Source organism: Nonomuraea endophytica, assembly GCF_014203235.1.
Classification (GTDB): Bacteria; Actinomycetota; Actinomycetes; order Streptosporangiales; family Streptosporangiaceae; genus Nonomuraea; species Nonomuraea endophytica.
On sequence record NZ_JACHIN010000002.1, the window covers coordinates 648,848 to 667,172 of the forward strand.

Genomic DNA, 18,325 nt, shown 5'->3' on the forward strand with positions numbered 1-18,325 from the left:
GGCGGCGACGTTTACCTATATTATCAGTAGGAAATACAGGGAGGTGTGGCCGTGAGCATCGATGTGCATCAGCACCTGTGGACGCGTTCGTTCGTGGAGGCGCTGCGTGCGCGGACGGCCGCGCCGTACCTCGACGGGTGGACGCTCATCCTGGACGGCGAGCCGCCGTACGAGGTGAACCCGGCCGACCACGACCCCGACACCCGCGAGACCGGCGAGCTCGCGCTCGTGTCGCTGTCCAGCCCGCTCGGCATCGAGGCGCTGCCGCCCGAGGAGTCCTGGCCGCTCATCGAGGCCTACCACGACGGCGTGCTGGAGCTGCCCGAGCGCTTCGGCGCCTGGGCGGCCACCTGCCACAGCGAGCCCGATCCGGCCCGCCTGGCCAAGGACCTCGACCGCGGCTTCGCCGGACTGCAGATCCCGGCCACCGCCGAGCCGCTCGACGAACTGCTCGACGTGCTCGTGGAGCGGGACCTGCCCCTGCTCGTCCACCCCGGTCCGGCCGCGGGCAGCCCGGGGCGCCCGTCCTGGTGGCCGGCGGTCGTGCCGTACGTGCAGCAGATGCACGCGGCCTGGTACCACTTCCACGCCGTGGTGCGCCCGCGCCACCCGAAGCTGCGCGTCTGCTTCACGCTGCTCGCGGGCCTGGCGCCGCTGCACTCCGAACGCCTCATCGCCAGAGGCGGCCAGAACCGCGGCCTGGTCGACCCCGGCTTCTTCGTGGAGACCTCGAGTTACGGCCCGCGCGCGATCGACGCGATCGTCCGCGAGCTCGGCGTCGACGTCGTCGTCAACGGCTCCGACGCCCCCTACGCCACGGCCCCCGACCCGGGCCTGGGCAACGCGGCGGCACACGCCATCCGCGTGACCAACCCCCGTCGTCTACTCGGCAGAAAGGAGAACCGCACATGAGCACGCGACTGGTCAACACAGCCGAGCTCCCCAGCGAGGCAACCCAGACACAGGACGGGGGCACCTGCACCAATCTTCCTGAGCGCGCCCTCGACCGGCGCGAGCTGCGCGAACTCGTCAACGACCTGGCCGCCAACCCGGACGGATGGCAGGAGCTCGTCGACTTCCCGCAGGACGGCGGCCGCCACTACGCCTCGCTCTACCGCGACGCCTACGTGGACGTGTGGCTCCTGTGCTGGCGTCCCGAGGACGACACCGGCTGGCACGACCACGACATCAGCTCCGGCGCCGTGCACGTGGTGCAGGGCGCGCTGCTGGAGTGCAACCCGCGCATCGGCGGCGAACACCTGGAGACGGTGGTGGGCGAGGGCCAGTCGTTCTCGTTCGGCCCCGACCACATCCACCGCCTCAACGGCGCCACCTCGCACAGCGTCTCGATCCACGCCTACTCGCCGCCGCTGTGGCGGCTCGGCCAGTACTCGATCGACGACGGCGGCGTGATGCGCCGCACGTCGGTGAGCTACGCCGACGAACTGCGCCCGCTCGACTCCGCCGCCGAGGTGGCCTGACCCCGGCTCAGCCGCGCCCGCTGATGACGGCCCGGCCCATGGCCGGGTCGTCGCAGAACGCGCCGTCGATGCCCAGCGACACCAGCTTGGACAGGAAGCCCATCACGTCACCGGTCGCCCGCGCGTAGACGGGGCTGGCCGGGTTGCCGAGGCGGTGGTCCAGCGGGAGCTGGGAGTTCTCGTTGCGGATCGTCCAGATGTGCACGTCCAGGCGGGCCCGGTGCGCGTCCTTCACCAGCGTGGTCGGCGGCTGCAGGCGGCCGTCGGCGCCCACCGGGAGGATGCGGCGCGTGTCCACGCCGACGCCGTTGGCGTAGGAGGCCACCTCGCGCAGGCCCTGCGGCTTCACCATGTCGTCGTAGGTGCGCGGGTCGCCGGAGGCCGTCCAGTCGTACGGCTTGCCGCCGAAGGTGATCAGCTGGATCAGCGGCAGCCGGGTCTTGGAGCGCATCTCGCGCAGGTTGGCGGTCTCGAAGGACTGGATGAACGCCTTGCGCACCCGGTAGCGGCCGAGGATCTCCAGGAGGGGCTCCTCCAGGGACAGCCCGACGGAGTCGAAGTAGGTCGGGTGCTTGGTCTCGGGGTAGACGCCCACGCGGTGGCGCTGGGCGAGCTGGACGACCTCTTCGAAGGTGGGGATCTCGGCCAGGCCGTCGAAGGCGGTGTTGTCGGGCCGCAGGTCCGGGATGCGTTCCTTGGCGCGCAGGGTCTTGAGCTCGGCGAGCGTGAAGTCCTCGGTGAACCAGCCGGTCACGGGACGGCCGTCGATCGTCTTGGTGGTGCGGCGGTGGGCGAACTCGGTGTGGGCGGCGACGTCGGTGGTGCCGGAGATCTCGTTCTCGTGCCGGGCGACGAGCACGTGGTCCTTGGTGGACACGAGGTCGGGCTCGATGTAGTCGGCGCCCATCGCGATCGCGGCCTCGTACGACAGGAGGGTGTGCTCGGGGCGGTGGGCGCTGGCGCCCCGGTGCCCGATGACGACCGGCTCCTTGGGCGAGTGAGCCGCGACGGGCTCCGATGAGATCAGCACGACGGCGACCGTAACACCGGCCAGCACCTTGCCCCATAATCTGCCCAAAAATCGCTGCTGCATCATGCCGCGCAGAGTAGACCTGCTTAGTTACGCGCGAGAACACAGCAGGTGGAACACGGCTCAACATCCGGAAGCGTGATCCACAGGCAGCAGGTCTTGCGGAAGTAGCCGTCGCCCGAGGGGGTGAGCAGCCCGTCCACGGGCTTGCCGATCTCGCGCAGCAGCGTCATGTAGTCGCCCTTGACGACCTGGGTGAGCGGGTGCGCGACGGCCTCGGCGGTGGAGCCCCACAGCGTGCGCTCGCCGACCCTGGCCATCCGGCTGAGGATTTTGACCAGCGGCGCCTGGGATTCGGCCACCGCCCCCGCGATCGCCTCCGAGCCCGTCCCCCACGTGATCCGCGAGGCCCCGATGGTCACACCGGCGTCGGAGACCTTGAAATACGTGTCCCGAAATTTCATGACCGGCACCCGCCCGTCCAGCGCCCACCCCAGCGCCATCGGGAACATGTGCCAATACCCGTAGGTCTTCCACAACAGCGCCGCGCCGACGTGGCGTGGCGCGTTCCAGCGCCCCGCCGTCCGCTCCACAAGCTCCCCCATCAGCGTGTACGGCTCCCGCACCAGCTCGGAGACGGCGGTCCAGCTGTCGTCGGGCTCGATCTCCAGCCCGGGATCCACCCCGAGCACCCCGCCACGGCCCTCGGCGACCCGCTGGAGCACCTCCGTCAGCACCGAACCCTCCATGCCTATAGGTTAGCCTTACCTAAACGTAGCAGGCCGTCCCGCGAGCCATCCCACGACGAGCTGCACCACCAGGATCGCCATGCCCACGCCGAGCGGCGCCGTCCACCCGCCCGAGCTCTGCCGCAGCGCCCCGAACAGCACCGGACCCACCGCGGCCAGCACGTACCCCACCGACTGCGCCACCGCCGACAACGCCGTCACCGCCGTCGGATCGGGCGCCCGCAGCGTGATCAGCAGCAGCGCCAGCCCGAACGCCGCCCCCTGCCCCACGCCCAGCACGATCATCCACAGCCAGGGGACGGTGACCGGCGCCACCAGCAGCCCGAGGTACCCGGCCATGGTGAGCAGCACGGCGGCGGCCACGTAGCCCGACTGCGAGCGCCGCCGCCCCGCCAGCACCGGCACCGCGAACGTGGCGCCCACCTGCACGAGCGTCGTCATGCTGAGCAGGTATCCGGACTGGTCGGCGGGGAGCCCGGCCTCCAGGAAGACGGTCGGCAGCCAGGCCAGGATCACGTAGAAGGTGAGCGACTGCAGGCCCATGAGGCCGGTGACGTACCAGGTGATCCGGCTGCGGACGACCGCGCGGAAGGGCCTCGGGCCGTTCTGCGCGGCGGCCTGCTTGCCCAGCGCCTGCGGCAGCCAGAGCAGCGCGGCGGCCAGCGCGGGCAACGCGATCATGGCCGAGACGCCGCGCCAGCCGTACCCTGTGGATCTCTCCAGGGGGATCATGAGCGCGGAGGCGGTCGCCGCGCCCGCGCTCGCGGCTGAGCTGTAGACGCCGGTGAAGAGGTTGACGCGGCCGGGGAAGTGCTGTTTGACGATGCCGGGCATGACGACGTTCATGACCGCGATGGCGGTGGCTGCGACCGCGGCGCCGGCGTACAGGGCGGGCGCGCCGTCGAGGGTGCGCAGGACCACGCCGAGAGCGAGCACGAGCAGCCCGGCCAGCAGCGTGCGGTCGAGGCCGATGCGGCGGGCCAGCACCGGCGCGAGCGGCCCGAAGACGCCCAGGCAGACGATCATGACGGTGGTGATCGCGCCGCCGCCCGCGGGGGTGAGGCCGACGTCGGTCATGATCTCGTCCAGCAGCGGGGAGACGCCCGCGATGGCCGGCCGCAAGTTCAGCGCGGCGAGCACGAATCCGGCGACGAGCAGTGCGAACCTGAACGACATAGGGGATCTACTCTCGCATAACCTCCTGACAACGTTGTCTAGGGGTGCCGCTTGAGAAATGATCGCATCGTGAGACCGACGATGAAGGACGTCGCCTCGGCCGCCGGAGTCGCGCTTAAGACTGTATCGCGGGTGGTCAACGGCGAACCCGGCGTGAACCCGACCACCGCCGAGCGGGTGCGCGCGGCCATCGACGCGCTCGGCTACAGCCGCAACGAGAGCGCCAGAGTCCTGCGCCAGGGCCGCACCGCCACGGTCGGCCTGGTCATCGAGGACATCTCCGACCCCTTCTACTCCGGTCTCGGCCGGGCCGTCGAGCAGGTCGCGATCGCCCACGGCTGCCTGCTGCTGAGTGGCTCCTCCGGCGAGAACCCGGAGCGCGAGCGGGAGCTGGTCCGCACGTTCTGCGCGCGCCGCGTGGACGGGCTGATCGTGGTCCCGGCCGGTGACGACCATTCCTACCTGCGGCCCGAGCTCGACGCCGGCACGCCCGCGGTCTTCGTGGACCGGCCGCCCGGCCCCGAGATCGACGTGGACACCGTGCTGTGCGACAACGCGGGCGGCGCCCGGCTGGCCGTCGCGCACCTGCGGCGGGCGGGGCACCGGCGCATCGCCTTCCTCGGCGACAGCCCGTCCATCTTCACCGCGGCCGAGCGGCTGAAGGGCTACCGCGCGGCGCTGGGCGGGTTGTTCGACCCGGCGCTGGTCTCGATGCGCGCCCCCGACCTGGCCGGCACCGGCGCCGACCTGGAACACATGCTCGGCCTGCCCGACCCGCCGACCGCGGTGTTCACCGGCAACGGGCGGCTGACCGTCACCACGCTGAGGACGCTGCGCGGGCGGCCGCTCGCGCTGGTCGGCTTCGACGACTTCGAACTGGCCGACCTGCTCACGCCGGGCGTGACCGTGGTCGCCCAGGATCCGGCCGGGCTCGGCCGGGTGGCCTCCGAGCTGCTGTTCCGCCGCCTGGCCGGTGATCGCGGCCCGGCCCAGCACCTCCAGCTCCCGGTGCGCCTCATCGCCCGCGGATCAGGCGAGCAGTCCCCCTCAGATTCCTGAACGGCGGGCAGTCCCCTTCAGCTGCCTGAACAGGGCCAGCGCCACCACGACCCCCGCCGCGCCGCCGATGACCATGGCCGCCGGCGGGCCGGTCAGCTCGCCCACGCCGCCCACGATCGCCGCCCCCGCCGCCTGCCCGGTCATCAGCCCCGCCGACTGCAGGCCGAACGCCTGCCCGCGCACGTGCTCGGGCACCGCCTCCAGGAAGCGCCGCTGGAGCCCGAGCTGATAGGCCAGCCCGGCCGCCGCGCACGCCGACAGCACCGACGCCCACACCACCCCCGGTTCCAGGACGAAGAACAACCAGGGCACGCCGAGCAGCACAGCGAGCGGCAGCGACAGCCGTTCACGCAGGGACGGCGCGGCGAAGCGCCCCACGACGAACTCCCCCACCGCCATGCCCACCGCCGCCGCGGCGAGCACCACGCCCGCCTGCCCCTGCCCGCCCATGTACGGCACGACCATCGCCTCCGGCCCGGCCAGGCACAGCACCGGCAGCCATCCGGCCAGCAGCAGCCCGCGTACCGAGCGATCGGCGAGCAGTTCCCTGTTCACCCGCAGCGTGGCGCGCACCGCGCCGCGCTCGCCGACCTGCCGAGCCCCCCGGTACGGCAGGCCGAGCCGCAGCACCAGCGCGGCCGCCAGCGAAAGACCGGCGGTCACCGCCAGCGCCCCGTGCGCCCCGGTCCAGGCCAGGAACGCCCCGCCCAGCGCCAGCCCGCCGACCTGGGCCCCGGCGGAGGTCACCCCCATCAGCGACCTGGCCAGCACAAAAGCGTCACCCGGCAGCACGTCGGGCAGCATCGCGCTGCGCGCCGCCCCGAACACCGGCGAGAACAGCCCGGTCACCAGCACCAGCGCGAGCATCGCCCACACCGGCAGCCCGGCGAAAGCCAGCAGCAGGCAGACGACCACCCTGACCAGCTCACCGGCGATCATCAGCGCCCGCGGCGGCAGCCGGTCGGCCAGCGACAGCAGGAACATGCCGCCGAAGATGTAGGGCAGCCAGCCCGCCATATAGGCCGCCGCCGACAGGCCGGGCGAGCCGCTCTGGGCGTAGACGAGCACCGACAGCGCCAGCATCTTGATCGAGTCACCGGCGATCATCAGCGCGAAGCTGCCGAACAGCACCCGGAACTCGCGCACGGCGAAGACCTCGCCGAACGTGGCGCCGCGCTCACTCGTCTGGGACAACACGACTCCTTGCGAAAGAGGATGGGCGGCTCCGGAGGGAGGTTCGGAGCCGCCGGTCTTCACGATGCTGGGCCGGGCTCTGCCACGAAGGCCAAGCTTTCGGATATAACCGAAAGGTGTTCAGGGTCGGAGTCACCCCGCAGGATGTGGTGGCCAGCAGGTTCGCGATCTCGCCGCTGGTCGAGACCATGCACGCGCAGTGGGTGCTCGACGGCCGCACCGAGGCCGGGGTCCACGTCAACTGGGCGCGGCGCTGGCGCGAGCACTACCGGGAGCTGGAAAGGCGGCACCCGGCGCTGCGCGCGGCCGCGGTGATCTCCGGCAACAGGGGCTCGGACAACGTGGACTTCCTGGCCCCGCCGCCGACCGGCGTGAACGTGCCGTTCGAGCGGGAGCTGGCGGCCATGCGGGCCACCCCGCTCGCGCAGGCGCGCGCGGAGATCGACCGGGCGCTGGCCGGACGGCACACGGCGCACCGGCCTACGGTTCCGCCGCCCGTGCGCGAGATGCTCCTCGGCTCCGACGTGGTCACGCTGCTGGCCGACGCCTACGAGGCGCTGTGGGCGGAGATCGTCTCCAAGAGCTGGCCGTTCTTCCACGCGGTCCTGGAGCGGGACGTCGTGCAGCGGGCGGGGCAGCTGGCCACCTACGGCTGGGCGGCGGCGCTGGACGACCTCAGCTCGCAGGTGCGCTGGGACCCCTCCGGGCACATCGAGGTACGGCTGCGCGACACCGTGGGCCGCGATCACCGGCTGGGCGGCAAGGGGCTGCTCTTCCTGCCGTCGGTGTTCACGACGGGGCTGGGGTTGTATCTGGAGGAGGCGTGGCCGTACGCGCTGACCTATCCGGCGCGCGGGATCATGGCGGGCACGGCCGTGTCGCCGGGCGGGCTGGCCGGGCTCGTCGGGCGGACTCGCGCCCGCATCCTGACCGAGCTGGCCACGCCGGCGACGACGACGCACCTGGCGGCGTTGTTCGGGCACAGCGCGGGCACGACGGGCGGGCACCTGGGGGCGCTGCGCCGGGCCGGGCTGGTGTCGGGCACACGAACCGGACGCAAGGTCCTTTACACTCGCACCGCGCTCGGCGACGCCCTGGTGCAGGGACAGGTATAGTCGAGATCATCCGTTCAGCACAAGTGTTCAAGGGAGCACGCGCATGAGTCCCGAACCCGAAGCGCGTTTCCCGCACCAGCTGATGTACACAGCGGCCAAGCAGTACTACCTGGAGGATGCCACCCAGGCCGAGATCGCCGCCAGCCTGGGCGTGAGCAGGGCCACCGTCAGCCGTTTACTGACCGAGGCCCGCAAGCAGGGCATCGTCGAGATCCGCGTGCACCGGCCGGAGTCGCTGGAGGACGGGCGCCTGGCCGCCGAGCTGGCCGGTCTCCTGGGCATCCAGCGTGTCTACCTGGTGCCCAAGGTGAGCGGGCCGAAGCTCGGGCCTTGGCTGGCCCCGGGCCTCGCCCGCGCGCTGGCCGACACGGGGCTGGAGCCGGGCGACGTGGTGCTGGTGTCCTCGGGCAGCACCGTCTACGAGTGCGCCCGCGAGGGGCTGGGCAGGTTCCCCGGCGTCACGGTCGCGCCGGCCGTCGGCGGGCAGGAGGAGCCGCAGCCCTGGTTCCAGACCAACGAGACCACCCGCATCCTGGCCGAGGGCCTGGGCGGGGTGCCCAGCTACCTCTACGCACCCGCGCTACCTGGACCGGAGCTGTTCTACTCGCTGCAGCACGAGCCGTCCGTGCGCCGGGTCATGGACCTGTGGGCGCGGGCCAAGTGCGCCATCATGGGCGTCGGCTCGGCGCCGATGATGCGCCAGGTCGTGCCCGCGTTCGTCCCGCGTGAGGCGCCCAGCCTGAACCAGGCCGTCGGCGACGTGTGCTCGCGCTTCTACGACCGCGACGGCGAGCCCGTGGGCTACTCCGGCAGCGAGCGCCTGGTGGCCACGAGTGTCGAGGAACTTCGGCGTATCCCGCACTCGATCGCGGTGGCCGTCGGCACGGAGAAGGCGGCCGCGATCGTGGCCGCGGCCAGGGGCGGCTACTTCAACCGGCTGGTCACCGACGCGACGACCGCGGAGAGCATCCTTACCATCTCGTAGAAATTTTGCTCTGGACATCTGTTCTATGGTCGGGCTAGCGTGATGCGCACCACAGGACGGAGGTCGCCGTGAAGACAACCCTGACGGCCGCATTGGCGGTGGCGTTGCTCGCCGGGTGCGGGAGTGCCACAACCACCGGGGGCACGGGCTCCACGGAAAGCGCGAAGGTCGCCTTCCTCATGCCCGACCTGGCCTCGACCAGGTACGAGCAGGCCGACGCCCCGCTGTTCAAGGCCAAGATGAAGCAGCTCTGCCCGAGCTGCGAGGTGATTTACCAGAACGCCGACTCCGACGCCTCCAAGCAGCAGCAACAGGCCAACTCGGCCATGGCCCAGGGGGTCAAGGCCATCGTGCTGGACCCGGTCGACTCGGCCGCCGCGGCCTCGATCGTGAAGTCCGCGCAGTCGCAGCAGATCGCGGTCATCGCCTACGACCGGCCCATCCCGACCACCCCCGCCGACTACTACATCTCCTTCGACAACGAGAAGATCGGCTCGATGATCGGGCAGTCGCTCGTCGACCACCTCAAGAAGGAGAAGGCGAAGGGCGGCCTGCTCCAGGTCAACGGCTCCCCCACGGACGCCGCGGCCGGACTGATCAAGAAGGGCATCCACAGCGCGATCGACCCGAGCGGCTTCAAGCTGCTGGCCGAGTACGACACCCCCGACTGGCAGCCGGAGAAGGCCCAGCAGTGGGTGGCCGGCCAGATCAGCCAGTTCCGCGACGACATCGCCGGCGTGGTGGCCGCCAACGACGGCACCGCCGGCGGCTCGATCGCCGCGTTCAAGGCGGCCGGGGTGAAGGTGCCGCCGATCACCGGCAACGACGCCGAAGTCGCCGCCGCCCAGCGCATCATCGCCGGCGACCAGTACAACACGATCTCCAAGCCCATCAAGATCGTCGCCGAGGCGTCGGCCGTGGTGGCGTGGGAGTTCATGCAGGGCAAGAAGCCCGCGGGCAAGGCGACGCTCTACAACACGCCGTCGGAGCTGTTCGTGCCGACCGTGGTCACCAAGGAGAACATCAAGGAAGTGCTCTTCGACAGCGGGCTGATGAAGGCGGCCGACGCGTGCAAGGGCGAGTACGCGGCGGGCTGCGCCGAGCTGGGCATCAAGTAACCATGCCCCCGATCCTCTCCCTGCGCGGGATCACCAAGACCTTCGGCGCGGTCGCCGCGCTCACCGACGTCGACCTGGACGTACGCGCCGGCCAGGTCGTCGCGGTGGTCGGCGACAACGGCGCGGGCAAGTCCACCCTGGTCAAGGTTCTGTCGGGCGTGCACCCGCAGGACGGCGGGACGATCACCTTCGACGGCGGGCAGACCACGATCCCCACGCCCGCCGCGGCCCAGCGGCTCGGCATCGCCACCGTCTTCCAGGACCTGGCGCTCTGCGAGAACCTCAACGTGATCGAGAACCTCTTCCTCGGTCAGGAGATCCGCCCGTTCCGGCTGGACGACGTGGCCATGGAGACCCGCTCGCACGACCTGCTCAAGCAGCTGTCGGCGAAGATCCCCAACCTGCGCGCCCCGGTCGCCGGGCTCTCCGGCGGCCAGCGCCAGACCGTGGCCATCGCCCGCTCGCTGCTCGGCGAGCCGAAGGTCATCATCCTGGACGAGCCGACCGCCGCGCTGGGCGTGGCCCAGACCGCCGAGGTGCTCAACCTCGTCGAGCGGCTCAGGGAGAACGACCTGGGCGTCATCATGATCAGCCACAACATGGCCGACGTGAAGGCGGTGGCCGACAAGGTCGCGGTGCTGAGGCTGGGGCGCAACAACGGCGTGTTCGACGCCGCCGAGGTGTCGGCCGAGGAGATCGTGGCCGCCATCACCGGCGCGAGCGACAACGTGGTGAGCAGAAGGGCGGCGCGCTCATGACCACAACCCTGCAGAGGCAGCGGCTCAAAGGCACCGTGGAGAGCGTACGCGGCGGCGACCTGGGCGTGATCCCGGTCGTCGTCGGGCTGGTGGTGATCTGGACGGTCTTCCAGATCCTCAACCCGGTCTTCCTGTCCAGCCGCAACCTGGTCGACCTGGCCATGGACTCGGCGCCAGTCGGGATCATGGCGCTGGGCATCGTGTGCGTCCTGCTGGTCGGGCAGATCGACCTGTCCGTCGGCTCGGTCAGCGGCCTGTCAGGCGCTGTGCTGGCGGTGCTCTTCGTCGACCAGGGCCTGCCGGTCGTGGTCGCGATCCTGGCCGCGATGGCGCTGGGCGCGCTCATCGGCTACCTGTACGCCCAGCTGTTCAACCGCTTCGGCGTCCCGAGCTTCGTCATCACGCTCGCCGGGCTGCTGGCCTTCCTCGGGCTGCAGCTGTGGGTGCTGCGCGGCAAGGGCGCGATCAACCTGCCCTTCGAGTCGGGACTGGTGAACTTCGCCCAGCTCAGCTTCGTGCCGCCGTGGCTGGCCTACGTGTTCGTGGCCGTGGCCGCCGGGTGGCTGTTCGTCTCGGGCTTCCTGCACGCCCGCGCCAGGCGGGACGCCGGGCTGCCCGCCCGCGGCCTGACCGGGCTGCTGGTGCGCAGCGGGGCGCTGCTGATCGGCCTCGGGGGCGTGGTCTGGTACCTCAACCAGGCTCGCGGCGTCGGCTGGATGTTCGTGCTGTTCGTAGCGATGGTGCTGGTCATGCACTACCTGCTCGCCCGGACGAAGTGGGGCAAGTCCGTCTATGCCGTGGGCGGCAACGTCGAGGCCGCCCGGCGCGCCGCGATCAACGTGAAGGCCGCCTACACCTCGGTGTTCGTGCTGTGCAGCACGTTCGCCGCGATCGGCGGCATCCTCATGGCGGCCAGGCTCGCCGCCGCCAACCAGAGCAGCGGCACCGGCGACGTCAATCTCAACGCGATCGCCGCCGCGGTGATCGGCGGCACCAGCCTGTTCGGCGGGCGCGGCACCGCCTTCGGCGCGCTGCTCGGCATCGTCGTCATCCAGTCCATCTCCAGCGGCCTGACCCTGCTGAACCTCGACTCCTCGATCCGCTTCATGGTCACCGGGGCCGTCCTGCTGCTCGCCGTGATCGTGGACTCGGTCGCGCGCAAGTCGCGTACCTCCCACGGCAGGGCGTGATGGCGGCCATCTGCGTCGACGCCGGGACCACGGTGATCAAGGCGGTCGGCTACACCGCCGACGGGACCGAGTCCACCGTGGCCCGCCGTTCCGTGGCCGTCTCCAGGCCCGCCCCCGGCCACGCCGAGCAGGACATGGACGCGGTCTGGACGGCGGTCGCCGCCGCGGTCGCCGAGGTCGTGGCCGAGCTCGGCCCGGTGGACTTCCTGGCGCTCACCGCCCAGGGCGACGGCTGCTGGCCGGTCGGCCCGGACGGCGCGCCCACAGGCCCGGCCATCCTGTGGAACGACGCCAGGGCCGCCGGGATCGTCGGCGAATGGAACCGCACCGGCGTCTCCGAGCGGGCCTTCCGCATCAACGGCTCCGCGCCCGCCTCCGGGCTGCCCAGCGCGATCCTGGCCTGGCTCTCCGCCCACGACCCTGACCGCCTGGCCCGCTCCTCGTCGGTGCTCAACTGCGGCGGCTGGCTGTTCGCCAAGCTCACCGGGCACCTGGCCACCGACTACTCCGCCTTCACCGACCTGCTCGCCGGCCGCTACTCCGCCGAACTCCTCACGCTGTTCGGCGTCGAGCAGGCCGGACGGCTGCTGCCCGAGCTGCGCCTGACCGACCGGGCCGAGCCACTCGCCCGGGCCGCCGCCGAGCAGGTGGGCCTGCCCGAGGGCACCCCGGTCGTGCTCGCGCCCTACGACATCGCCGCCACCGCGCTCGGCGCGGGCGCGGTGGCCGACGGGCAGGCCTGCGCGATCCTGGGCACCACCCTGTGCACCGAGATCGTCGTGGACCGTCCCTCACTGAGCGGCGAGCCCGTCGGCATCACCGTCGCGCTCGGCTCCTCCTACCTGCGGGCGATGCCCACGTTCGCGGGCACCGAGGTGATCCACTGGGCCTGCCGCCTGCTGGGCCTCAGCGGTCCCGCCGAACTGGCCGACCTCGCCGCCCGCGGCACGCCCGGCGCGGACGGGCTGGCGTTCCTGCCCTACCTCTCGCCCGCCGGAGAGCGCTCACCCTTCGTCGATCCGCAGGCCCGGGGCTCCTTCCTCGGGCTGTCGCTGGAACACGGCCGCGAACACGTCGCCAGAGCCGTGCTCGAAGGGCTGGCCCTGGTCATCGCCGACTGCCTGGCCGCCGCCGGCGGCTCGCCGCACGAACTGCGGGTCTGCGGGGGCGGGGCGGCCAGCGCGCTGTGGGTGCGGCTGATCGCGGACGTGACCGGGCTGCCCGTGCTCCGCTCCGCCGACGCGGAGGCGGGCGCGCGGGGCGCGTTCCTGGTCGGGCTGGTCGCCACGGGTGCCGCGCCGTCCACAGCGGAGGCCGCCACCCAGCATGTACGGCCCGGCCGTCCCGTTCACCCGTCCGGGTCAATCATGAAATTTCAGGACTTCTTGGCCTTGCGTGAGGCCGCCTCGGCCACCTGGCCACTGCTGGCGGAGTTGCGGGGCCGTACATGAGAAGACCGAGCGTCACGGGGGCGCGCATGCGGAGGCCGTACATGAGAAGACCGAGCGTCACGGGGGCGCGCATGCGGAGGCCGTACATGAAAAGGCCGAACGTCACAGGGGCGCACATGCGGAGGCCGTACATGAGAAGACCGAGCGTCACGGGGGCGCACATGCGGGGGCGGAATGTCGCGAGGGCGCTCATGAGCAGGTCGCGGGGGCGTCCATGAGTGTCTGGGTCGGGATCGATCTCGGGACGCAGAGCGTGCGCGCCATGGCGGTCACCGGTGACGGCGAGGTGCTCGGCACGGCCGCGCGCCCGCTGACCAGCCGCCGCGACGGCGACCGGCACGAGCAGGACCCCGAGCAGTGGTGGGGCCAGCTCGCCGCCGCCTGCGCCGAGGCGCTCGCGGGCGTGGAGCCCGCGCGGGTCGCGGGGGTGGCCGTGGACGCCACCTCTGGAACGATCCTGCTCACCACCAAGGACGGCGAACCGGTCACACCGGCGCTCATGTACGACGACCGCCGCGCGGCCGCCGAGCTCGACCGGGTCGACGACGTGGGCGGGCCGGTGTGGGCGCGGCTGGGGTACCAGCGGATGCAGGCCAACTGGGCGCTGCCCAAGCTGCTGTGGCTGCTGCGCTCGGCGCCGCCCGGCGTCCGGCTGGCGCACCAGAGCGACTTCGTCACCCGCCGCCTGGCGGGCGAGCCGGTGGCCACCGACCTGAGCAACGCGCTGAAGACCGGCGTGGACCTCATCGCCGAGGACTGGCCGACGGCGGTCATGGACGCGCTCGGGGTGCCGCCGGACGTGCTGCCCCCGGTGGTGCGGCCCGGGGCGCGGATCGGGAGCGTGTGCGCGCGGGCAGCTCGGGAGACCGGCCTGCCGGAAGGCACCCCGATCCTGGCCGGCACCACCGACGGCTGCGCGGCCCAGCTCGGCGCGGGAGCGATCCGGGTGGGCTCCTGGAACTCGGTGCTCGGCACCACGCTCGTCCTCAAGGGCGTCACCCGCGACCTCATCCACGACCCGCTCGGCGTCGTCTACTCCCACCGGGCCCCGGACGGTTCCTGGCTGCCCGGCGGCGCCTCCAGCACCGGCACCGGCGTCCTGTCCACGGCCCTGCCCGGCCGCGACCTCACCGCCCTGAGCCACGAAGCCACCACCCGCGACCAAGCCACCCGCGAACAGGCCGCTCGTGAACGAGCCACCCGCGCGAGCGCCGGCCGGGAGCGCGCAGGCGTGTCGGTTCCGCCCGTGATCTACCCGTTGGTCTCGCCGGGAGAGCGCTTCCCCTTCGCCGCCGCGGACGCCCGTTCCTTCACCCTGGGCACCCCCGCCGACGACGTCGAGACCTACATGGCGATCCTGACCGGCGCCGCCTACGTCGAACGGCTCTGCTTCGACTACCTCGACCTGCTCGGCGCCCCGGTGGACGGTGAGATCATCCTGACCGGCGGCGCCACCAGGAGCGCCTACGGCAACCAGTTGCGCGCCGACGTGCTCGGCCGCCCGGTGACGCTGCGCGAGAACGCCGAGCCGGCCCTGGGCATGGCCGCCCTGGCCGCCTCCGCCGATCTGGCCAGGACCAGGGAGGTCGTCGAGCCGCGGCCCCGCGACGCGGAGCCGTACCTGCGATTCGTGGAGGAGCTGCGCGCCCGGGGCTGGCTCGACGAGCGGGTGGCCCGCCACGCGACGGAGAGGACACGAGCATGACCCTGCTGCTGGCCAGGCACGGCGAGACCATCTGGCACGACGGCAACCGCTACGCGGGGCTCAGCGACGTCGCGCTGACCCCGCGCGGCGAGGAGCAGGCGGGTGAGCTGGCCGCGTGGGCGAAGGGCGCGGGCCTGAGCGCCGTGTGGGCATCCACGCTCGGCCGCGCGAAGATCACCGCCGCGGCGAGCGCGACGGCCGCCGGGGTGCCGCTGCACGTGGACGAACGGCTGCGCGAGCTCGACTTCGGCCAGGGCGACGGCCTGACCGCCGCCGAGATGCGGGAGCGCTTTCCCGAGGCCCGCGCGGCCTTCGAGGCCGACCCGGCCGCCAATCCGCTGCCCGGCGGGGAGGATCCGGTCGCGGCGGCGGAGCGCTTCCTGGCCTGCCTGCGGGAGATCCCGCCCGGCCGGGTGCTGGTCGTCGCGCACACCACCGCGATCAGGCTGGCGCTGTGCGCGCTGGTCGGCCTGCCGCTGGGCGCGTACCGAAGGGCCTTTCCGAGGCTGGACAACTGCGCGATCACGGAGATCGACCTCAACGGCGCGATCCTCCGTTACAACGCCCCTACTTCCTGGAGCCGCACGTGACTGTCCGTGTGCTCGCCGCCGGCGATCACTTCGTACTCAACCGCCTGCTCGTGGCGGCCATGCGCCGCGAGGTGCCTTCGGGACTGGCGGTCGGGGAGCTGACGCTGCCCTGGCCGGTGGTGCCGTTCGGCCCCGTGGGCGAGGTGCGGGAGGCCTCCGACGTCGAGGACTCGCTGATCGAGGCGCTGCGCGGGGTCGAGGTCTGCGTCACGCAGATGGCGCCGCTGACCGAACGGGTGCTGGCCGAGGCCAGGGATCTCAGGCTGTTCTGCGTCACCCGCGGCGGTCCGGTCAACGCCAACCTGGCCGCGGCCACGAAGGCGGGGGTCGCGGTGACGTTCGCGCCGGGCCGCAACGCGGTGGCCACCGCGGAGCACACGGTGGCGCTGCTGCTGGCGGCCACCCGCCGCATCCCGCAGACGCACGCCGACCTGGCCGCGGGCGTCTGGCGCGGCGACTACTACGTCTACGACAACGTCGGCCCCGAGCTGGAGGGCAGCACGGTCGGCCTGGTCGGCTACGGCGCGATCGGCAGCCGCGTGGCCCGCATCCTGCGCGGGTTCGGGGCCGAGGTGCTGGTGCACGACCCGTACGTGGAGCTGGAGGAGTCGGTGGAGCTGCCCGAGCTGCTGGCCCGCTCGCGGTTCCTGTCGCTGCACGCCCGCGCCACCCCCGAGACCGACGCGATGATCGGCGCCGCCGAGCTGGCCGCGCTGCCGCGCGGCTCGGTCGTGGTCAACTCCGCCCGCGGCTCCCTGCTGGACTACGACGCGCTCTGTGACGCGCTGGAGTCCGGCCACCTGTTCGGCGCGGCGCTGGACGTCTTCCCCGAGGAGCCCATCCCGGCCGGCTCGCGCCTGCTCACCACGCCGAACCTGGTGATGACCCCGCACCTGGCCGGCGGCAGCAAGCAGACGGCGGCCAACGCCGCGCGCATCGCCGCCGAGGAGGTCGGCCGCTACACCCGCGGCGAGCCGCTGGCCCACCTGGCCAACCCGGAGCTGTTCAGCCCTTGAGCGCGCCGGCCATCAGCCCGCGCATGAAGAAGCGGCCGAGCAGGACGTAGATGATCATCGTCGGGATCGAGGCCAGGATCGCCGCCGCCATCTGCTGGCTGTACGGCGTGGCCTGCGCCCCGGCGATGTTGTTGAGCATGACGGTCGTCGGCCAGCTCCTGGGCCCGGTGATGAACACGGCGAACAGGAAGTCGTTCCACAACGAGGTGAACTGCCAGATGATCACCACGGCGATGGCCGGGCCCGAGACGGGCAGCACGACCGACCAGTAGGTGCGCAGCATCCCCGCGCCGTCCACCCGGGAGGCCTCGATGAGCTCGTCCGGGATGGTGACGTAGTAGTTGCGGAAGATCAGCGTGCAGATCGGGATGCCGTAGACCACGTGGGCGAGGATCAGGCCGGGCAGGCCGCCGTAGAAGACGCCCTGGACGCCGAAGAGGTCGTTGAGGCCGACCAGCAGCTCGACCAGCGGGATCATCACGCCCTGGTAGGGGATGAACATGCCGAACAGGAACAGCGTGAACAGCAGGTCCGCGCCGGGGAAGCGCCACTTGGACAGCACGTAGCCGTTCATGGAGCCCAGCGCGCACGACAGCAGCGAGCCGGGCACCGCGAGGAGCACGCTGTTCCAGATGCCGGGCGCCAGCTTCTCCCACGCCACCCGCCAGGGCTCCAGCGTCCAGGTCTGGGGCAGGGCCCACGCCTGTGACGGGTCCGCCTCGGTGAGCGGCTTGAAGCTGGTCGCCAGCAGGACGTAGATCGGGATGAGGAACACCACGACGAAGGCGAGCAGAAGGGTCAGGCGCACGGCCTTCATGAACGCCTGTCCTTCCGTACGGTCCAGATGAGGTAGGGGATCACGAAGATCGCGACACTGAGCACGATGTACGTGGCGATCGTGGCGCCCTTGGCCGGGTCCTGGGAGTCGAAGACCGCCACCCACATGAAGACCGCGGGCACGTCGGTGATGATCTGCTTGCCGGAGACCGCGACGATCAGGTCGAAGACCTTGAGCGAGATGTGCCCGAGGATGATCAGCGCCGACAGCGTCACGGGCCGCAGCAGCGGCAGCACGATGTGCCGGTAGACGCCCCACTCGGTGCATCCGTCCACCCGCGCGGCCTCGCGCAGTTCTTCGGGGACGCCCCGGAAGCCCGCCAGGAAGAGTGCCATGACATATCCGGACATCTGCCAGATGGCGGGGATCGCCATCGCGGCCATCCCCCAGTCCGGATCACGGAACCACGCCCACTGCGGCAACCCGATCGTCTCGAACAACCGGTTCAGGCCGACCGCCCGCTCCCCGGTGCCCGAGTTCATCAGCCACCGCCACACGATGCCGGTCGCCACGAACGAGATCGCCATCGGGAACAGGTAGATCGCCCGGAACGTGCCCTCGCCCCTGATCCCCTTCTCCATGAGGAAGGCCAGGAACCAGCCGAGCACCAGCGCGCCCAGCACGAACACGACCGTGAACAGGATCGCGTGGTTGACCGAGAGGTGCCACCTCTCCAGGTCCCAGATGTCGATGAAGTTCTTCAGCCCGACGAAGTTCCCCTCGGCCACCTCGCTGTGCTTGTCCGTCATGGCCAGCTGCACGTTCCAGCCGAGCATGCCGTACACGAAGACGCCGATCGCCACGATGGACGGCGCCACGAGGAGGAGCCCAGGCAGCCAGGTGCGTGCCCGTCTCACAACCAGTCCTTTC

The 18,325-nt window shown here is 71.6% G+C and carries 18 protein-coding genes; 12 read left to right on the top strand and 6 right to left on the bottom strand.

Translation table 11 applies throughout. The annotated features are described in order from the left end of the window. Positions 1–51: 51 nt before the first annotated feature. Both HNR40_RS11080 and HNR40_RS11085 read left to right on the top strand, forming a co-directional pair. On the top strand, positions 52–912 hold the full coding sequence (locus HNR40_RS11080; RefSeq protein ID WP_184960331.1) for an amidohydrolase family protein: 861 nt from the start codon (positions 52–54) through the stop codon (positions 910–912). Continuing rightward, positions 909–1,481, top strand: a complete 573-nt coding sequence (locus HNR40_RS11085) for a cysteine dioxygenase (protein ID WP_184960332.1) — start codon at positions 909–911, stop codon at positions 1,479–1,481. Before HNR40_RS11080 ends, HNR40_RS11085 begins: the two co-directional genes overlap by 4 nt. 7 nt (positions 1,482–1,488) lie before the next feature. On the opposite strand, the gene HNR40_RS11090 is transcribed toward HNR40_RS11085, so the two are convergent. The 3 genes from HNR40_RS11090 to HNR40_RS11100 form a co-directional block, all read right to left on the bottom strand. Then, positions 1,489–2,511 (bottom strand): glycerophosphodiester phosphodiesterase, encoded by a 1,023-nt coding sequence (locus HNR40_RS11090; RefSeq protein WP_312896280.1) that lies wholly within the window; start codon positions 2,509–2,511, stop codon positions 1,489–1,491. An 86-nt stretch (positions 2,512–2,597) separates the two neighbouring features. Beyond that, entirely contained in the window at positions 2,598–3,260 is a 663-nt protein-coding gene (locus HNR40_RS11095; RefSeq protein ID WP_184960334.1) for a (2Fe-2S)-binding protein, read from the bottom strand. A 15-nt stretch (positions 3,261–3,275) separates the two neighbouring features. Continuing rightward, the gene (locus HNR40_RS11100; protein WP_184960335.1) at positions 3,276–4,436 is read right to left on the bottom strand and encodes an MFS transporter; all 1,161 of its coding nucleotides are present in this window, start codon (positions 4,434–4,436) and stop codon (positions 3,276–3,278) included. 69 nt (positions 4,437–4,505) lie between these two features. Between HNR40_RS11100 and HNR40_RS11105 the strand changes: the two genes are divergently transcribed. Continuing rightward, on the top strand, positions 4,506–5,495 hold the full coding sequence (locus HNR40_RS11105; RefSeq protein ID WP_312896281.1) for a LacI family DNA-binding transcriptional regulator: 990 nt from the start codon (positions 4,506–4,508) through the stop codon (positions 5,493–5,495). Here HNR40_RS11105 and HNR40_RS11110 read toward each other — a convergent pair. After that, positions 5,484–6,689, bottom strand: a complete 1,206-nt coding sequence (locus HNR40_RS11110) for an MFS transporter (protein ID WP_184960336.1) — start codon at positions 6,687–6,689, stop codon at positions 5,484–5,486. The two genes, HNR40_RS11105 and HNR40_RS11110, sit on opposite strands and share 12 nt — an antisense overlap. A 116-nt stretch (positions 6,690–6,805) precedes the next feature. Here HNR40_RS11110 and HNR40_RS11115 point away from each other — a divergent pair, with 116 nt between their 5' ends. From HNR40_RS11115 to HNR40_RS11155, 9 genes are all read left to right on the top strand, one after another. Then, positions 6,806–7,804: an ArsR/SmtB family transcription factor gene (locus tag HNR40_RS11115; RefSeq protein ID WP_312896282.1), complete on the top strand. Its 999-nt coding sequence runs from the start codon at positions 6,806–6,808 to the stop codon at positions 7,802–7,804. 43 nt (positions 7,805–7,847) lie between these two features. Further along, positions 7,848–8,789 (top strand): sugar-binding transcriptional regulator, encoded by a 942-nt coding sequence (locus tag HNR40_RS11120; RefSeq protein ID WP_184960337.1) that lies wholly within the window; start codon positions 7,848–7,850, stop codon positions 8,787–8,789. 68 nt (positions 8,790–8,857) lie between these two features. After that, positions 8,858–9,907: an ABC transporter substrate-binding protein gene (locus HNR40_RS11125; protein WP_221340210.1), complete on the top strand. Its 1,050-nt coding sequence runs from the start codon at positions 8,858–8,860 to the stop codon at positions 9,905–9,907. A gap of 2 nt (positions 9,908–9,909) precedes the next feature. Next, complete coding sequence (locus HNR40_RS11130; protein ID WP_184960338.1) at positions 9,910–10,665, top strand: ATP-binding cassette domain-containing protein; 756 nt, start codon at positions 9,910–9,912, stop codon at positions 10,663–10,665. Beyond that, positions 10,662–11,855 (top strand): sugar ABC transporter permease, encoded by a 1,194-nt coding sequence (locus tag HNR40_RS11135; RefSeq protein WP_184960339.1) that lies wholly within the window; start codon positions 10,662–10,664, stop codon positions 11,853–11,855. The genes HNR40_RS11130 and HNR40_RS11135 overlap by 4 nt, the downstream gene beginning before the upstream one ends. Continuing rightward, positions 11,855–13,306: an FGGY-family carbohydrate kinase gene (locus HNR40_RS11140; RefSeq protein WP_184960340.1), complete on the top strand. Its 1,452-nt coding sequence runs from the start codon at positions 11,855–11,857 to the stop codon at positions 13,304–13,306. Before HNR40_RS11135 ends, HNR40_RS11140 begins: the two co-directional genes overlap by 1 nt. A 214-nt stretch (positions 13,307–13,520) precedes the next feature. Next, complete coding sequence (locus tag HNR40_RS11145) at positions 13,521–15,011, top strand: FGGY-family carbohydrate kinase (protein WP_184960341.1); 1,491 nt, start codon at positions 13,521–13,523, stop codon at positions 15,009–15,011. Then, positions 15,008–15,601 (top strand): histidine phosphatase family protein, encoded by a 594-nt coding sequence (locus HNR40_RS11150; protein ID WP_184960342.1) that lies wholly within the window; start codon positions 15,008–15,010, stop codon positions 15,599–15,601. Before HNR40_RS11145 ends, HNR40_RS11150 begins: the two co-directional genes overlap by 4 nt. Further along, positions 15,598–16,617: a 2-hydroxyacid dehydrogenase gene (locus HNR40_RS11155; protein ID WP_184960343.1), complete on the top strand. Its 1,020-nt coding sequence runs from the start codon at positions 15,598–15,600 to the stop codon at positions 16,615–16,617. The genes HNR40_RS11150 and HNR40_RS11155 overlap by 4 nt, the downstream gene beginning before the upstream one ends. Here the strand turns inward: HNR40_RS11155 and HNR40_RS11160 are convergent. Both HNR40_RS11160 and HNR40_RS11165 read right to left on the bottom strand, forming a co-directional pair. Next, the gene (locus tag HNR40_RS11160; RefSeq protein ID WP_184960344.1) at positions 16,607–17,434 is read right to left on the bottom strand and encodes a carbohydrate ABC transporter permease; all 828 of its coding nucleotides are present in this window, start codon (positions 17,432–17,434) and stop codon (positions 16,607–16,609) included. The two genes, HNR40_RS11155 and HNR40_RS11160, sit on opposite strands and share 11 nt — an antisense overlap. Beyond that, positions 17,431–18,312, bottom strand: coding sequence for a carbohydrate ABC transporter permease (locus HNR40_RS11165; RefSeq protein ID WP_184960345.1), 882 nt, complete (start codon positions 18,310–18,312; stop codon positions 17,431–17,433). Before HNR40_RS11165 ends, HNR40_RS11160 begins: the two co-directional genes overlap by 4 nt. Positions 18,313–18,325: the final 13 nt, after the last annotated feature.

What these genes read in the sequence shown, in the direction of transcription:
- HNR40_RS11145 (WP_184960341.1), top strand. Translation starts at nt 13,521, where the DNA reads ATGAGTGTCTGGGTCGGGATCGATCTCGGGACGCAGAGCGTGCGCGCC.
- HNR40_RS11120 (WP_184960337.1), top strand. Translation starts at nt 7,848, where the DNA reads ATGAGTCCCGAACCCGAAGCGCGTTTCCCGCACCAGCTGATGTACACA.
- HNR40_RS11130 (WP_184960338.1), top strand. Translation starts at nt 9,910, where the DNA reads ATGCCCCCGATCCTCTCCCTGCGCGGGATCACCAAGACCTTCGGCGCG.
- HNR40_RS11100 (WP_184960335.1), bottom strand. Translation starts at nt 4,436, where the DNA reads ATGTCGTTCAGGTTCGCACTGCTCGTCGCCGGATTCGTGCTCGCCGCG.
- HNR40_RS11085 (WP_184960332.1), top strand. Translation starts at nt 909, where the DNA reads ATGAGCACGCGACTGGTCAACACAGCCGAGCTCCCCAGCGAGGCAACC.
- HNR40_RS11135 (WP_184960339.1), top strand. Translation starts at nt 10,662, where the DNA reads ATGACCACAACCCTGCAGAGGCAGCGGCTCAAAGGCACCGTGGAGAGC.
- HNR40_RS11140 (WP_184960340.1), top strand. Translation starts at nt 11,855, where the DNA reads ATGGCGGCCATCTGCGTCGACGCCGGGACCACGGTGATCAAGGCGGTC.
- HNR40_RS11150 (WP_184960342.1), top strand. Translation starts at nt 15,008, where the DNA reads ATGACCCTGCTGCTGGCCAGGCACGGCGAGACCATCTGGCACGACGGC.
- HNR40_RS11160 (WP_184960344.1), bottom strand. Translation starts at nt 17,434, where the DNA reads ATGAAGGCCGTGCGCCTGACCCTTCTGCTCGCCTTCGTCGTGGTGTTC.
- HNR40_RS11095 (WP_184960334.1), bottom strand. Translation starts at nt 3,260, where the DNA reads ATGGAGGGTTCGGTGCTGACGGAGGTGCTCCAGCGGGTCGCCGAGGGC.